This is a genomic window from Brevundimonas albigilva, assembly GCF_023573565.1.
Lineage (GTDB): Bacteria > Pseudomonadota > Alphaproteobacteria > Caulobacterales > Caulobacteraceae > Brevundimonas > Brevundimonas albigilva.
Genome location: NZ_CP097649.1, coordinates 869,482 through 883,023 on the forward strand (window position 1 = coordinate 869,482; position 13,542 = coordinate 883,023).

At 66.6% G+C, this 13,542-nt stretch carries 16 protein-coding genes; 14 read left to right on the forward strand and 2 right to left on the reverse strand.

The genetic code is table 11. The annotated features are described in order from the left end of the window. The first annotated feature begins 21 nt into the window (after nt 1-21). The 5 genes from M8231_RS04245 (at nt 22) to M8231_RS04265 (ending at nt 5,958) form a co-directional block, all read left to right on the forward strand. Entirely contained in the window at nt 22-696 is a 675-nt protein-coding gene (locus M8231_RS04245; RefSeq protein WP_250202344.1) for a putative quinol monooxygenase, read from the forward strand. After that, on the forward strand, nt 696-1,805 hold the full coding sequence (locus tag M8231_RS04250; RefSeq protein WP_250202345.1) for a major royal jelly family protein: 1,110 nt from the start codon (nt 696-698) through the stop codon (nt 1,803-1,805). Before M8231_RS04245 ends, M8231_RS04250 begins: the two co-directional genes overlap by 1 nt. A gap of 490 nt (nt 1,806-2,295) precedes the next feature. Beyond that, complete coding sequence (locus M8231_RS04255) at nt 2,296-3,228, forward strand: NAD(P)/FAD-dependent oxidoreductase (RefSeq protein ID WP_250202346.1); 933 nt, start codon at nt 2,296-2,298, stop codon at nt 3,226-3,228. A 30-nt stretch (nt 3,229-3,258) separates the two neighbouring features. Beyond that, nucleotides 3,259-4,137 carry a hypothetical protein gene (locus M8231_RS04260; protein ID WP_250202347.1) on the forward strand — a complete coding sequence of 293 codons (879 nt, stop codon included), beginning with the start codon at nt 3,259-3,261 and terminating at the stop codon, nt 4,135-4,137. Between the two features lie 567 nt (nt 4,138-4,704). Continuing rightward, nucleotides 4,705-5,958: a tyrosine-type recombinase/integrase gene (locus M8231_RS04265; RefSeq protein WP_055808164.1), complete on the forward strand. Its 1,254-nt coding sequence runs from the start codon at nt 4,705-4,707 to the stop codon at nt 5,956-5,958. Here the strand turns inward: M8231_RS04265 and M8231_RS04270 are convergent. Beyond that, a complete protein-coding gene (locus tag M8231_RS04270; RefSeq protein ID WP_081600486.1) occupies nt 5,912-6,205 on the reverse strand; it encodes a helix-turn-helix transcriptional regulator in 294 nt (97 codons plus the stop codon). The genes M8231_RS04265 and M8231_RS04270 overlap by 47 nt on opposite strands. A gap of 135 nt (nt 6,206-6,340) precedes the next feature. On the opposite strand from M8231_RS04270, the gene M8231_RS04275 reads away from it, so the two are divergent. The 5 genes from M8231_RS04275 to arsH are packed head-to-tail and all read left to right on the forward strand — an operon-like array spanning nt 6,341 to nt 9,368. Beyond that, nucleotides 6,341-6,676 carry an ArsR/SmtB family transcription factor gene (locus tag M8231_RS04275; protein WP_017505590.1) on the forward strand — a complete coding sequence of 112 codons (336 nt, stop codon included), beginning with the start codon at nt 6,341-6,343 and terminating at the stop codon, nt 6,674-6,676. Between the two features lie 7 nt (nt 6,677-6,683). After that, nucleotides 6,684-7,109, forward strand: a complete 426-nt coding sequence (arsC, locus tag M8231_RS04280) for an arsenate reductase (glutaredoxin) (protein ID WP_017505589.1) — start codon at nt 6,684-6,686, stop codon at nt 7,107-7,109. Then, nucleotides 7,106-8,185 (forward strand): ACR3 family arsenite efflux transporter, encoded by a 1,080-nt coding sequence (arsB, locus tag M8231_RS04285; protein WP_055808168.1) that lies wholly within the window; start codon nt 7,106-7,108, stop codon nt 8,183-8,185. Before arsC ends, arsB begins: the two co-directional genes overlap by 4 nt. Continuing rightward, nucleotides 8,185-8,601 (forward strand): GNAT family N-acetyltransferase, encoded by a 417-nt coding sequence (locus M8231_RS04290; RefSeq protein ID WP_017505587.1) that lies wholly within the window; start codon nt 8,185-8,187, stop codon nt 8,599-8,601. Before arsB ends, M8231_RS04290 begins: the two co-directional genes overlap by 1 nt. Further along, complete coding sequence (gene arsH / locus M8231_RS04295) at nt 8,601-9,368, forward strand: arsenical resistance protein ArsH (RefSeq protein ID WP_055808170.1); 768 nt, start codon at nt 8,601-8,603, stop codon at nt 9,366-9,368. The genes M8231_RS04290 and arsH overlap by 1 nt, the downstream gene beginning before the upstream one ends. Before the next feature lie 12 nt (nt 9,369-9,380). On the opposite strand, the gene M8231_RS04300 is transcribed toward arsH, so the two are convergent. Beyond that, nucleotides 9,381-9,806, reverse strand: coding sequence for a MerR family transcriptional regulator (locus M8231_RS04300; RefSeq protein WP_017505586.1), 426 nt, complete (start codon nt 9,804-9,806; stop codon nt 9,381-9,383). A 55-nt stretch (nt 9,807-9,861) separates the two neighbouring features. Here M8231_RS04300 and M8231_RS04305 point away from each other — a divergent pair, with 55 nt between their 5' ends. The 4 genes from M8231_RS04305 to M8231_RS04320 all read left to right on the forward strand — a co-directional run bounded on the left by M8231_RS04305 (nt 9,862) and on the right by M8231_RS04320 (nt 13,534). After that, nucleotides 9,862-10,539, forward strand: coding sequence for a cation efflux transmembrane domain-containing protein (locus tag M8231_RS04305; RefSeq protein ID WP_219895949.1), 678 nt, complete (start codon nt 9,862-9,864; stop codon nt 10,537-10,539). 130 nt (nt 10,540-10,669) lie between these two features. Beyond that, nucleotides 10,670-11,023, forward strand: coding sequence for a hypothetical protein (locus M8231_RS04310; protein ID WP_017505584.1), 354 nt, complete (start codon nt 10,670-10,672; stop codon nt 11,021-11,023). 58 nt (nt 11,024-11,081) lie between these two features. Then, on the forward strand, nt 11,082-12,335 hold the full coding sequence (locus M8231_RS04315) for a TolC family protein (RefSeq protein ID WP_219895948.1): 1,254 nt from the start codon (nt 11,082-11,084) through the stop codon (nt 12,333-12,335). Further along, a complete protein-coding gene (locus M8231_RS04320) occupies nt 12,335-13,534 on the forward strand; it encodes an efflux RND transporter periplasmic adaptor subunit (RefSeq protein WP_017505582.1) in 1,200 nt (399 codons plus the stop codon). Before M8231_RS04315 ends, M8231_RS04320 begins: the two co-directional genes overlap by 1 nt. Nucleotides 13,535-13,542 lie beyond the last annotated feature (8 nt).

Genomic DNA, 13,542 nt, shown 5'->3' on the forward strand with positions numbered 1-13,542 from the left:
ATCTGAACAAGGAGAGAAAAGATGCACAAGGCACTGTTCGTAGGCATTGAAGCCGGGCCGACCCACCAGGAAGATGCCGCTGAATTCCTCCGGGGTGCGCTGGAGCCGGTCGAGCATGAGCAGGACACGCGGCACTGGTACGCGCTGCGCTTTGGCCCCGCCGACTTCGCCATCTTCGATACCTTCCCCGGCAATGCCGGCCGGCTGAAGCATCTGTTCGGCACGGTCGGCCGGGCGCTGGTGGTGAAGACCTTCACCATCCTCAACGGATTGCCGGAGATCGAGCCGGCCGACATCCTCGCCCTCAAGGTGCCGGCGGCGGACGCCCTGCCGCGCTTGGCCCTGCATGTTCCGCTTGAAGCACGGGATGGTGCGGAGGAAGAGGTTGCCCGCTTCCTCCAAGGAGCCCGATCGGCCGTGGAGCGGGAGCCGGGCACCCTGTCGTGGTACGCTCTGCGTCTCGGAAAGACTCGGTTCGCCATCGTCGATACCTTCGCCGACGAGGCAGGGCGCGAGGCGCATCTGTCGGGCGAAGTCGGCACGGCGCTATCCGGAAGCGCTGCTTCGCTGTTCGCCGGGCCTCCCCAGATCCACCGCGCACAAATCTTGGCGTTCAAGATTGCATCCGCTGGTGATGAGGAGAGGACGAGCAGGAACACGTCGGTCGCGCGGCCGCTTGAGGGAGGGACAGTCTGATGGACACGAAGCAGAAGGCGCTCGTCGGAGCCGCCGTTGCCGGCACCGCGGCAGCCGGAGCCGCGTTCGCGTTCAAGTTCGCGGGCACGGATTCGAAACTAACCAAGGTCGCGGATTTCGACCATCAGGTGACCGGCGTAAGCGTCACCGAGGACGGGCGGATCTTCGTCTGTTTCCCGCGCTGGACCGACGACGCCCCGATCTCAGTCGCCGAGTTGCTGCCGAGCGGAAAGCTCAAGGCCTATCCGGACGAGAGATGGAATTCCTGGCGCAACGCGAAGGCGAGCGAAATGCCGGTCGGCGAGTATTTCGTCTGCGTGCAATCGATCGTGGCGGATGGTCGGGGCGCCTTGTGGGTGCTCGATCCCGCCGCGCCCGGCAACGAAAAGATCCTGCCCGGCGGCCCCAAGCTGGTCCGTGTCGACCTCGCGACCGACCAAGTCACCAAGACGATCCTGTTCGACGAGACGGTGGCGCTTCAGGGCACCTATCTCAATGACATCCGATTCAGCGCTGACGGCAAGACCGGTTACATTACTGATTCGGGCACACGCGGCGCGATCATAGTCGTCGACCTTGACACCGGTGACGCCTTCCGCGCGCTCGACGGCCATAAGTCCACGCAGGTCGAGAAGGACGTGATCGTCGAAATCGATGGCAAGCCGCTTCGTCGGCCCGATGGTCGCCAGCCCAGCTTCTCGACCGACGGCCTTGCGATCTCCAACGACAGAGAGACGCTTTACTGGCAGGCGCTGACCGGCCGAACGCTCTATTCGATCGATACATCGAAACTCAGCAAGGGCACTTCGGCCTCGGACGTTGAAGCGGCGGTGAAGACCGTCGGCACGACCAATGTTGCGGACGGCCTCTGGATGGGCAGCGACGACACGCTCTATGTCACCTCACCAACCGACAATTCCGTGAAGTATTGGACGGGCGATGCGCTGGAGCCGGTGGTAACCGACAACAGATTGCGCTGGCCCGATACGCTGTCGGAAGGGCCGGACGGGACGATCTATGTCACTGCCTCGCATATCCAGGATACGAACTGGTATAAGCCGGGCGCCCCCGCTTCGCTGCCAACCGCGCTTTTTTCCTTTCAGCGGTGACGCGACGCGGTCGGTTTTAACGACCAGTGTCTTGATGTAGTTAGTCTAATGGCACGCCGACGATTTGCAGCTGTCGATAACGGGCACTCGTCAGTGTCGAGGTCGGCTGCGGAAACGGCCTGATCGCGTTCGTATCGAGCCTGCCCGTCACGAGTGACTTTCTGAAGTGGCAGGCGCGAACACCTGATTCACTATGTTCGAACATCAGCTCGCACACCGCAGGTATCGCGGATCGTGCCGGCACCGTCTTGACGTATGCGGATGGCGGAGGGGATGGGTCTCAAATCCAACCTTCTCTGCTTTTTCTATTTGAGATCGGGGACAGGAAACTCGTATTCTAGAGCCACGGCTTTCGAGACACCGGTGGCCGCCTTCATCGTCGAGAACGCCTATCTAAACGGTGAAACGATTCGCATCGACGGCGAGTTGCGGATGCGCTGAACCCCCTTGCCCCGCCCCGTCGCGCCCTACCCGCGCAGAAGGAGACCCGATGCCAGACGCCCCCACCGCCGGACGGATTGACTGCCTGATCGTCGGGGGCGGCCCGGCCGGCCTGACCGCGGCCATCTATCTGGGCCGCTTCCACCGCAAGGTGGTGCTGGTCGACAAGGGCGAGGGGCGGCTGAAGATGGTCCCGCGGTCGCACAACCACGCGGGCTATCCGCAGGGCGTGGTCGGCGCCGACCTGCTGGAGAACATGGCCGACCAGGCGCGACGCTACGGGGCCGATCTGCGCCGAGGGGAAGTCACCGGGCTGCGGCGCGACGGCCGGCTCTTCACCGCCCAGACCGACGCAGGCCCGATCACCGCCCGCACCGTCCTGCTGGCGACCGGGGTGGTCAACCACCGCCCGCCGGTCCCCGAGGACGTGCACGCCGACGCCGTCGACCGCGGCCTGCTGCGCTATTGCCCGATCTGCGACGCGTTCGAACAGAGCGGCAAGCGCATCGGCGTGCTGGGCGGCGACCGACACGCCCTGGCCGAGGCGCTGTTCCTGCGCACCTACAGCCCGGACATCGTGATGATCTCGCTGACCGGCGAGGGGCTGGACCCCGACGCCCAGGCGCAGTCCGACGCGGCCGGGATCAGCGTCGTCGCGGCACCCGTCTCGGGGTTCGACTTCTCGGGCGACCGGGTGGTGCTGACGCTGGCCGACGGGCAGACCGAGGTGATGGACACACTGTATGCCGCGCTGGGGTCGCACACCCGCAACGACCTGGGGCGGATGCTGGGGACCGATCTGGTCGGCGGCCAGTGCTATGCGACCGATCCCCACCAGCGCGCCAGCCTGGACGGGGTCTATGCCGCCGGCGACGCGGTCGATGGGCTGGACCAGATCGGCACGGCGATGGGCACCGGCTCGCGCGCCGCGGTGGCGATCCACAACGATCTGCGCGACAAGGACGGGCAGACGCTCGACTAGCTAGTTGATGCTGGTCGGCGCGACTGATCGTTGGCGATTCTCGTGCCGACCAAGAAGACAACGCGGATGGTGTCCGACATTCTGCGTGAGCCATTCGGAAATGTTCCGCCGATTTCCCACGCGGCAGCCGTCGATATGGAAGGCCCGATCCTCGCCGCAGAGATCATTGCCTTCCTGCTCCAGCAACGCGGGCATGAGGGATGTTTCGATGAATTTGTCGAGTTGATGTGCAGCTATTTCCACGGTCGAGGCGGCGCGACGCCGACCAAGGGAGACATGGACGAGGCTGCGCGGTTCCGTAAGGCGCTGGTCAAGTGGAATGAATGTTTAGCGAAGGGACAAGCGGTGCCTGGTAACAGCGTCTTGCAGAGAACCTACGCTGTGCACCAAGCAACAGCGGCACTGACATTCACAGGTGATCCTGATGCAGATTTGGTCGCTGTGCGCGGCGTGCTGGATGCTGGGGCCTGTCAGCGATTGAAGGATGTCGCAAAGGACGTCCGCAACGTGCGCCTGCTTGAGCGAGGTACGCAGCTCCGTCAGGGATTGGCGCAGGACTGGCGTGACATTGGCGGCTATGGCAATGCCCTCGCGATTACCCGCCAGTCGTTTGTCCAGGAGCATTTCGCAACAGCCCATAAGCCGGAATCCGGCATCGTGGTGATGAACATGCACAAGGCGAAGGGGAAGCAATTCGACGAAGTCATCATCTTCGAAGGATGGCCAAAGCGGGTGAAGAATGAGGTCGTCCGCAATCCCGATCGAATTGTGCTCGGGAATGTTCACGATGGAGCGATGACGCAGGCGCGGCAGAACTTTCGAGTCAGCGTCACGCGCGCGAAGACCCGCACCACGATCATGACGCCAAGGGATGACGTTTGCGTCTTGCTAAGGGCCGCTCCGGCATAGAATTAGCTCGCCGACCAGAGTGACAATGGGCTATCGCAATGGTAAGGCTACAGCGTGAAATCGGCGGGATGCACGGATCGAGCCGGATTGTTTCCGGCGTCCATCGCTTGACGATAGTCCCCGAAATTACGGTATTTTGCGGTTTCCGGGAAAAATGCAGCAATATCAAGAGCCGGCCTTTTTGGCAGGACGGTTGACGGTATAGTGCAGCAAAGAATATTTTTAACACCGTATTTTCAAAGAGTTATGCGGGCTGTTAATAATCGAATGGGAATAATTCGGGCCTTTCGGGGGCTTTCGAGAACGCTTCCGAAATGGGCTGTAAGTTGCTGACGCGAAAGTGAATTCTGTCGAGACCCTTCGGAGCCTTTCGGAGGGTCTTTTTTTCGTGATGCCGACCTGTCTGACGGTATCGCGCTCCGTTGCTCCCATGGATTCCGGCTCATACCGTCTGGGCCACGGCGAGCCGTTGACGGTATTCTTTTCAAGCAAGACGCTGAAAAGGCGAGAAAATATCGACCTCGAACCGCCGATTTCCGGGCCTGTCCGGTGCGAGGAGGTTTTACCGTGCTTACCGATGCCGCTCTGAAGAATTTGAAGCCTAAATCAAAGCCTTACAAGAGTACCGACAGGGACGGCTTGTACGCCTACATCTCGCCCGGGGGAGCGATCTCGTTCCGCTACGACTATCGCTTCAACGGTCGGCGAGAGACGCTCACCCTGGGGCGCTACGGACGGGGCGGTCTGAGCCTCTCGCAGGCGCGGGAACGTCTGTTCGAGATCAAGCGGACCATCGCGGACGGCGTGTCGCCCGCCCTGGAGAAGCAGCGCGCCAAGCGTCGTCTGAAAGAGGCGCGCAGCTTCGAGCATGTCGCCCAGCGTTGGATGGACACCGCACCGATGGCGGACAGCACACGGAACATGCGCCGGTCGATCTTCAATCGCGAGGTGCTGCCGCAGTGGCGAAACCGCCTGCTTAGCGAGATCACTCCCGACGACATCCGGGCGCACTGCAAGACCATCGTGGACCGCGGCGCGCCGGCGACGGCGATCCATGTGCGCGACATCGTCAAACAGATCTACGCCTGGGCGATTCTGCACGGCGAGAAGATCGACAATCCGGCCGACGGCGTCGGGCCGGCGTCGATCGCGACCTTCCGGCCGCGAGACCGCAGCCTGTCGCCGAGCGAGATCCGCATCATGCTGGGGCTTCTCGGAGAGGTGGCGACCCTGCCGACCATCCGGCTCGGGCTGAAGTTCATCCTGCTCAGCATGGTGCGAAAGAGCGAACTGCAGGATGGCGTCTGGCCAGAAGTGGATTTCGAGAACGCCGTCTGGTCGATCCCGGCGGCGCGGATGAAGCGCTCCCGGCCCCACAACGTCTATCTGTCGACCCAGATGCTCGACATCCTGATCGCCCTGAAGACCTGCGCGGGGAACTCCAAATACATCCTGCCGTCGCGCTACGACGCGGACGCGCCGATGTCGCGGGCGACCTTCAATCGCGTGACCTCCGCCATCGCCGCGCTGGCGAAGAAGCGGGGACTGCCTTTGGAGCCGTTCACCGTGCACGACCTGCGACGGACGGCTTCGACCCTGTTGCACGAGATGGGGTTCAACTCGGACTGGATCGAAAAGGGCTTGGCTCACGAGGAGCGGTCGTCGCGCGGGGTCTACAACAAGGCGGAGTTCGAGATGCAGCGACGGCATATGGCGCAGCAGTGGTCGGACGCGGTCGAGGCCTGGGAGGCCGGGCGGACGTTCACGCCGGTGCTCAGTGTGCCGGAGGGAGAGGGACCTCGCTTCGATCCAAAGTTCTGACGGGTCGGCTGACGCGTCGGCGGACATCGGGCGGCGGGGCGCGGCGGATCGGCTGGTTGCGGCGCCGCTCGAGCCACGCCTCGACCTCGGCCAGGTCCCAGACCACGCAGCGGGGCGTCAGAAGGAACCGCTTCGGAAACTCGCCCCGGCGCTCCATCTCCCAGATGGTGCTGTCGGCGAGCGGCACCATCTGGTGCAGTTCAGGTTTCTTGATCGTGCGGCGTAGGGGTGGGCTGGCCTGGGCCATCGAAATCTCCGCTTTGCTGGGAGAATCGAACCCGAAAGATTGCGACAGGCCTAGCCGTATCCTCTCCACCGTAGGCTTGCGCATCCCCTGGCGTCAGCGGCTTGAATACTTCCATATTTCGACTAATGCGGAACTATGGAAGCCGAAGCCTCGATTCTCGCTCTCGCTGCCCTGGCGCAGTCGACCCGGTTGGAGGCGTTTCGTCTCCTGGTCCGTCACGAACCGGAGGGCCTGCCGGCCGGTGACATCTCCAATCACCTCGCCATCCCGGCCAACACGCTTTCGTCCCATCTGGCCGTCCTAAGCCGGGCGGGGCTGATCCAGTCGGAACGTCGCAGCCGGTCGATCATCTATCGGGCCGACCTGGACCGGCTTCGCGACCTGGTCCTGTTCCTGCTCAAGGACTGCTGTGGGGGCAGGGCGGACCTGTGCGAGCCGCTGTTGGCAGACCTCGCGCCCTGTTGCTCGTGAGGACGCCATGGACATCGTAATCTATCACAACCCCGCGTGCGGGACGTCTCGCAACGCCTTGGAGCTGATCCGGCACGTCGGGATCGAGCCTCACGTAATCGAGTATCTGAAGACGCCGCCGTCGCGCGCCATGGTCGCTTGGCTGGCCGGGCGGACCGGCGCGCCGCTGCGTGACCTGCTGCGGGAGAAGGGCACGCCCTTCGCCGAGCTGGGTCTCGAGAACCCCGACCGGACGGATGAGCAACTGCTCGATGCGATCGAGGCCCATCCGATCCTGCTCAACCGTCCGATCGTCGTCGGTCCCCTGGGGGTTCGTCTCTGCCGCCCGTCGGAGGCCGTGCTGGACCTGCTGCCGGTCGAGAACCTGAAGCCCTTCACCAAGGAAGACGGAGAGGTCGTCATCGACGCCGACGGCCGGCGGGTGGGACGATGACCGAAGCGCCCGCCAGGTCGCCACGCCGCCTGTCGTTCCTTGATCGCTGGCTGACGGTGTGGATTTTCGCCGCCATGGCCGTCGGCGTTCTGCTCGGAACCATGGTGCCGGGCCTGCCCGCCTGGGTCGACAGCCTCTCGGTCGGTACCACCAACATCCCGATCGCCATCGGCCTGATCCTGATGATGTACCCGCCGCTGGCCAAGGTCCGCTATGAGGCCTTGCCGCGCGTGTTCGCCGACAAGCGGGTCCTCGCGCTGTCGCTGGTCCAGAACTGGATTCTGGGTCCGGTGCTGATGTTCGCTCTAGCGGCGATCTTCCTGCGCGATCAGCCGGAATATATGACCGGCGTGATCCTGATCGGCTTGGCGCGCTGTATCGCCATGGTGCTGGTCTGGAACCAGTTGGCCCGAGGCGACAACCAGTATGTGGCCGGTCTCGTGGCCTTCAACTCGATCTTCCAGATCCTGTTCTTCAGCCTCTATGCTTGGCTCTTCCTCACCGTTCTGCCGCCGCTGTTCGGCCTGCGGGGCAGTGTGGTGGACGTCAGCGTCTGGACCATCGCCGGAGCCGTGCTCGTCTATCTCGGCGTTCCGTTCGTGGCGGGCTTTTTGACGCGCCGCTGCCTGATCGCCCGCAAGGGCGCCGGTTGGTACGAGCGTCGTTTCCTGCCGCGCATCGGACCGATTACGTTGATCGCGCTGCTCTTCACCATCGTGGCCATGTTCAGCCTGAAGGGTGGAGAGGTCGTGGCCCTGCCGCTGGATGCCCTGCGCATCGCCATTCCGCTGACGATCTACTTCCTCGTCATGTTCGTCGTCAGCTTCCTGATGGGCAAGCTGATCGAGGCCGACTACCCGCGCACCACGGCGCTGGCCTTCACGGCGGCCTCCAACAATTTCGAGCTGGCCATCGCGGTCGCCATCGCGGCGTTCGGCCTGGCCTCGCCGGTCGCCTTCGCCGCTGTCATCGGCCCGCTGGTGGAGGTGCCGGTGCTGATCCTGCTGGTGTCGGTCGCCCTCTGGATGGGCCGGCGGTGGTTCCCGGAAACGGTCCCGCCGGCGGACGCCGGGTGATGGTGGTCCTCTATCTGATCGAACCGACCGACGCCGGCCTGATCGCCGCGCTGCGGGCCGAAGGCCTGCCCGCGCCCGACGCCGGCCGCTACTTCAGCGCCGATCACCACGGCGCCGTCGTCGGCTATGTCGGACTGGAAGGGGAGGGGCGCGACCTGCTGGTCCGCTCGCTGGTCGTCCTCGCCGACCGGAAAGCGCGGGGCCTGGGAGCCCGGGTGCTGGCCGCCGCCGAGATCATCGCCGGCGACATGGGCGGCGCACGCCTGCATCTGCTCACCACGGCGGCCGAGCCCTTCTTCACCCGACACGGCTACCGGGCGGCGAACCGCCAGACGGCGCCGGAGGCGATCCGACGGACCCGCGAGTTCGCTGGACTCTGCCCGGCGTCGGCAGCCTATCTGACCAAGGACCTCTGATGGCCTTCGCCCGCCTGCGCCCGCTTCCCGATCCGGATCACCTGCCGGCCTTGGACAAGGCCTATCTCTCGGCCGATCCGGCCCGCGGTCTGGGGCCGCACGACCAACCACCCCGGATCCTGCTCCTCTACGGATCGCTGCGCGAACGGTCCTACTCGAGGTTCTGCGTCGAGGAGGCGGCTCGCCTGCTGCAATGGATGGGATGCGAGACCCGCATCTTCGACCCGTCGGACCTGCCTCTTCCGGGGGCGCCGGGCGACGATGACCACCCGGCGGTGCGCGAACTGCGCGACCATGCCCTGTGGTCCGAAGGCATGGTCTGGTGCAGCCCGGAGCGGCACGGTCAGGTCTCGGGCCTGATGAAGCTGCAGATCGATCATCTGCCCCTGAGCATGGGCGGCGTGCGCCCGACCCAAGGGCGGACCCTGGCCGTCATGCAGGTCTCCGGCGGGTCGCAGAGCTTCAACGCCGTCAACACCCTGCGGCTGCTCGGCCGCTGGATGCGGATGATCACCATTCCCAACCAGTCGAGCGTGGCCAAGGCCTTCCAGGAATTCGACGACGCCGGGCGAATGAAGCCGTCCGCCTACTATGAGCGCATCGTCGATGTGATGGAGGAGCTGGTCCGTTTCACCATCCTGTCCCGGCCTCACGCCGCGCAGCTGGTCGATCGCTATTCCGAGCGCAAGGCGGTCGGAATTCCGATCGACGCAGCGACCGATCTCTCGTCGATAGCGGTTGCGCCCCAATCCCGACCAAACGCCTGAATGTCGGTCTGCTTAATGTCGGCAGTCTCGGTCCTGAAGGACTTCGATGACCTTGCAGGCTGAAACCCGGCCGCCGGCGCAGTCGGCCGTCATCCGTGAAAGTTCAGTCTGGAGCGCCTGTAACTGCCGAATCTTCTCCGTGACATCGGCCAGATGCCGTTCCGCGATGGCGTTCGCGTCACTGCAGGTGCGGTCGGGGTGATCGGCAAGGTCGAGGAGCGAGCGGATAGCGTCGAGGTCGAAGCCCAACTGGCGGGCGTGCCGGATAAAGCCGAGCCGGCGTAGTGCGGGTTCGTCGTAGAGCCGACGGTCGCTGGCGGTGCGCGGCGGCTCGGGCAGGAGCCCGGCCTGCTCATAGAAGCGGATGGTCGGCACCTTCACGCCGGTCGCGGCGGAGAGCTTGCCGATGGTCAGATGCGGAGCGGGAGTGAGCGTCATCGGCTGAAAATAGGCGCTTGATCCTCTAGTGACTAGAGGATGTAGACCAGTCTTCATGGACACGAGCGAGACCGCCTGCCGCCCGGCCGCCGGCTGCTGCGGACACGATGTGAAGTTTGACGGCTCCACGCCGGCCTATCGCCGCGTGCTGGTGGCCGTGATCGTCATCAACCTCGTCGGCTTCGTCGCGGTCTTGGCCGGCAGTCTCGCGCAGGGGTCGGCCGCGCTCGCCGCCAACGCCCTCGACTTCCTCGCCGACAGCGTGACCTACGCCGTGAGCCTTTGGGTTATCGGCCGCTCGGTGCGCCTCCGCGCCGGCGCAGCCCTCGCCAAGAGCGCCAGCCTGGTCGTGCTGGGGCTGTCGGTCCTCGGCTTCGCGGTCTGGCGGGCCATGACCGGGGCCGCGCCGGAGGGCTTCGTGATCACGGGCCTGGGTCTGTTCGGCTTCGCCGCAAACCTGGTCGCCGCCACCCTGCTGCTGCGCTTCAGGGACGGAGACGCCAATGTTCGATCGGTCTGGCTCTGTACGCGCAACGACCTGGCCCACAACCTCGGCGTCGCCGCGGCGGGCGGTCTGGTCTGGCTGACGGGATCGCGCTGGCCGGATCTCGCCGCCGGCGCCCTGCTGGCCTTCATCTTCCTTCAATCCGCATGGTCGATCACCCGTCAGGCGCTCGTCGAGACCCGCGTGAACGCTCGCTCGTCCGCCGCCCTGCCTGGAGCGGGCGCTTGATCCGCCGGGCCCGATCCGGCGTGACCGGTCGTCGCAGCAGGGCGGGCCGGAGCGCGTTCCCGTCGCGCAAGGCCGGGGCGGCCGGAGCAGCGTATTTTGTAACAGATTGCCGATACGGGCGAACGAAAGTATGCAGCCGCCGATGACCTGGTCGATGGTGACATGGGCGAAGTTGATTCTGGCGGTGACCTTCGTCGCCGCCGCCTTCTTCGTCGCGCCCATCGCTGACGCAGCGACCTGCCAGCCCGAACCGCCCGCCGCCCACGCCCTGGTTGATCACGATCCGGCCGAAGGCGACCACACCGGCGGCAAGGACCACGGCATCTGCTCGCACGGCCATTGCCATCACACCGCCGCCGCTCGCACGGCGGTCGGCGAAGACCTGCCTCTGCAGGCCTTCGACCGGCCGCTCCACGCCTTGCCCCTGAGCGATCTCTTCGGCTCCATCGCGCCAGACGGACTGAAACGCCCTCCCAGAGCCTGACACGACGACCGCGCTTCCGCGCGGGCTCTCTCGTGTCACTCCCTCTGGAAGATGAATCATGCCTGCCTCATATCGCCGGCCGCCGCGTTTCGCGGTCGGCTGCGCGCTCGCCGCTATCGCGGCTGTGCTGGCCAGCCCCGCGTGGGCTGACCCTGCGCCTTCGTTCGCCGAGCTCCTCGCCCGGCTGGACCAGACCCCGGCCACCACGGAAGCCGGCGCGCTTCTGGACGCCGCCGAAGCCCGGGCGCGCCAGGCGCGTGTCCGCCCCAACCCGACCCTCGCGCTCGATGCCGAGAACGCGTTCGGGAGCGGGCCCTTCTCTGGCTACGGCAATGCCGAGACCACGCTCTCGATCACTCAGGATCTTGAGCTCTGGGGTCGACGCACGGCTCGCATCAACGCGGCCCGCGCCGATGCCGGGACCGCCTCGCTCCGACGAGATCTGGCCGTGGTCGACGCCGCCGGACGGTTGGCGCTGGTCTACGCCGACGCCGAGGCGGCCGAGCGGCGCGCGACCTTGGCCGAGGAGAACCTGAGCCTCACCCTCGCCGACGCCCGCGCGGCCTTGGTGCTGGTGGAGGAGGGGCGCGAGCCGCTTCTGCGCGGCATCCAGGGCGAGAGCGAAGCCGCCGCCGCGCGCGCCGGTCTCGACGAAGCCATCGCCGAACGGGACGCGGCCTTCGCCCGGCTCACGGCGGTGGCCATGCTCGCCGAGCCGGTGACGACCATCGACGTCAGCTTGCTGGACCTCGCGCCGGCGACCGCCCTTTCGCCGACGGACCAGACGCCGACCGTGCGCGTGGCCGAGGCTGAGCGCTCGGCCGCAGAAAGCCGCATCGCGGTCGAACGCACGCGGTCGCGACCGGACGTCAGCGCCAGCGTCGGACTTCGCCGCTACGAGGCGGAAGACGCGACGGCGCTGACCTTCGGCCTCAGCCTGCCCCTGCCGCTGTTCGATCGGAACCGCGGCAACATCGAAGCCGCCCAGGCGGACTTCAGGGCGGCCGACGCCCGGCTGATGACCGCCCGTCAGGAAGCCCAGGCGGACCGGGCCGCAGCACAGGCGCGCCTCCGCGCCTCGGTGAGCCGCGTCAACGCCGCCGACGCCGGGGTGACCTCCGCCGAAGAAGCCTACCGCCTCTCGCGGATCGGCTTCGAGGCGGGCCGGATCTCGCAGCTCGAGCTTCGCGCGACCCGTACCGCCCTGGTCAACGCCAGAACCGCCGCCGTGGACGCCCGCCTCGCCCGGGTCCGCGCGGAAATCGATCTCGCGCGCCAGGACGGCCGCGCCCCCTTCCAAGGAGCCCAATGATGCGCAAGCGCACTTCCAACAAGACCTTGCTGATCGGCGGGGTCGCCGCCCTCGTCATCCTCGGGGCCGGGGGTCTTTACCTCGCCATGGGACGGTCGGATCCGCCCGCCGCCGAAGGCGCGGCGGCTGAAGGCGAAGCCAGTCACGCCGAAGAGGAGGGCGGTCACGCCGAAGGCGAGGCCGAAGCGCCCGAGGGCTTCGTCGCTCTCAGCGCCGCCCAGGCCCAAGCCGCCAATCTGGTCGTCGTCGGCGTCGGTCGGGGCGGGGGCGCCGAGACCCGGCTCTCCGGTCGCGTCGAACCCATGATCGACGCCCGCGCCGCCGTCGCCGCGTCTGTCGGCGGACGGGTGGAACGGGTGCTGGTGGCGCCCGGCCAGTCCGTTCGGATCGGCCAGCCCCTGGCCAGCCTCGTGAGCGGCGACGCGGCCACCTTCCGCGCCGACGCGGACGCGGCCGCGGCCCAGTCCGAAGTCGCGCGCCAGGCCTATCAGCGCAACAGCAACCTCGCCGACCAGGGCGTCGTCGCCCGGCAAGAGGTCGAGGCGTCCCGGGCGCAGCTGCTCAGCGCCGAGGCGGCGGCCCGAGCGGCCCGCGCGCGGTCGAGCGCGGCCGGATCGCCCAACGCCGCCGGACGGCTGAGCGTGAACAGCCCGATCGCCGGCGTGGTCACCAGCGTTCAGGTCGGCCCGGGCGGCTTCGTCCCGCAGGGCGGCGTGATCGCCGAGGTGACCAACCCCGCCCGCGTCGAACTCGTGTTCAATGCGCCGCCGCACCTTGCGGCGCTCGTCCGCGCGGGATCGACCTTGCGGGTCTCCAGCCCCGCGGGCGATTTCGACGCCGTCGTCACCGGCGTCGCCGCCGGGGCGGGCGCGGAAAGCGGCGCCACCGTGATCCGGGCGCGCCCGACGGGAGCGACCCTGCCGCCGGCCGGCTCCGCCGTCACCGGCGCGATCGTAACGGGTGAAGCCGCCGGCGGCCTGACCGTGCCGACGGAAGCCATCCAGACCGTCGACGGCGCCAGCGTCGTTTTCATCCAGGTCCCGAACGGCTTCCAGCTCCGTCCCGTGCTCGTCGGTCGCCAGGCCGGGGGACGCACGGAGATCCTGCGCGGCCTCGACGGGTCCGAGCGGGTCGCCGGAACCAACGCCTTCCTCCTCAAAGCCGAACTCGCCAAGGGCGAGGCCGAGCACGGCCACTAAGGGGGCGC

Excerpts from the sequence above, each read along its gene's own strand:
- arsB (WP_055808168.1), top strand. The coding sequence starts at position 7,106 with ATGACCGAAGCGCCCGCCAGGTCGCCACGCCGCCTGTCGTTCCTTGAT.
- M8231_RS04275 (WP_017505590.1), top strand. The coding sequence starts at position 6,341 with ATGGAAGCCGAAGCCTCGATTCTCGCTCTCGCTGCCCTGGCGCAGTCG.
- M8231_RS04320 (WP_017505582.1), top strand. The coding sequence starts at position 12,335 with ATGCGCAAGCGCACTTCCAACAAGACCTTGCTGATCGGCGGGGTCGCC.
- M8231_RS04300 (WP_017505586.1), bottom strand. The coding sequence starts at position 9,806 with ATGACGCTCACTCCCGCTCCGCATCTGACCATCGGCAAGCTCTCCGCC.
- arsC (WP_017505589.1), top strand. The coding sequence starts at position 6,684 with ATGGACATCGTAATCTATCACAACCCCGCGTGCGGGACGTCTCGCAAC.
- M8231_RS04290 (WP_017505587.1), top strand. The coding sequence starts at position 8,185 with ATGGTGGTCCTCTATCTGATCGAACCGACCGACGCCGGCCTGATCGCC.
- M8231_RS04305 (WP_219895949.1), top strand. The coding sequence starts at position 9,862 with ATGGACACGAGCGAGACCGCCTGCCGCCCGGCCGCCGGCTGCTGCGGA.
- M8231_RS04250 (WP_250202345.1), top strand. The coding sequence starts at position 696 with ATGGACACGAAGCAGAAGGCGCTCGTCGGAGCCGCCGTTGCCGGCACC.
- M8231_RS04245 (WP_250202344.1), top strand. The coding sequence starts at position 22 with ATGCACAAGGCACTGTTCGTAGGCATTGAAGCCGGGCCGACCCACCAG.
- M8231_RS04315 (WP_219895948.1), top strand. The coding sequence starts at position 11,082 with ATGCCTGCCTCATATCGCCGGCCGCCGCGTTTCGCGGTCGGCTGCGCG.
- M8231_RS04270 (WP_081600486.1), bottom strand. The coding sequence starts at position 6,205 with ATGGCCCAGGCCAGCCCACCCCTACGCCGCACGATCAAGAAACCTGAA.
- arsH (WP_055808170.1), top strand. The coding sequence starts at position 8,601 with ATGGCCTTCGCCCGCCTGCGCCCGCTTCCCGATCCGGATCACCTGCCG.
- M8231_RS04255 (WP_250202346.1), top strand. The coding sequence starts at position 2,296 with ATGCCAGACGCCCCCACCGCCGGACGGATTGACTGCCTGATCGTCGGG.
- M8231_RS04310 (WP_017505584.1), top strand. The coding sequence starts at position 10,670 with ATGCAGCCGCCGATGACCTGGTCGATGGTGACATGGGCGAAGTTGATT.